Annotated in this window: 1 protein-coding gene; it reads left to right on the forward strand. The window is 65.8% G+C overall.

Features of this window, described 5'->3' with window-relative positions:
* Positions 1 to 211 precede the first annotated feature (211 nt).
* Positions 212 to 441: thiamine-binding protein (locus tag DVK01_RS21465; protein ID WP_121538863.1), on the forward strand; the 230-nt coding region annotated here is incomplete at its 3' end.

A 441-nucleotide genomic window follows, 5' to 3' on the forward strand; every position in this document is an offset into this window, starting at 1 on the left:
CTCCACCGCGTAGCCGACCGCTCCGCCGATGGCCGAGCCGAGAGTCACCCCGCCGGCGACGTTCGCTCCCGCGACGAGCGCCATCCGAGTGAGTTCGCTCTGGAACATATCGGAATCTGTGGCTGTTCGAGGGGATAGCCTCGTCGGTTCCGTCGTCGATTCGGCCGACAGGTCACCCCGTTTTACTACCGCGTGACGCGTTGGTTCGGCCATGACAGTCATCGCCATGTTGAGCGTCGCACCGGTCGTCGAAGGGAGCATGTCGGGCGAGGTCGCCAAGGCCGTCGCGGCCCTCGACGACGTCGAGGTGTCTTACGAGACGAACCCGATGGGGACGGTCATCGAGGCCGACGACATCGACGAACTGCTCGCGGCGGTCGGCGCGGCCCACAAGGCGGTCGACGGCGACCGCGTGAGCACGTTCCTGAAGATAGACGACAA

Source organism: Haloarcula sp. Atlit-120R (assembly GCF_003665885.1).
GTDB lineage: Archaea > Halobacteriota > Halobacteria > Halobacteriales > Haloarculaceae > Haloarcula > Haloarcula taiwanensis.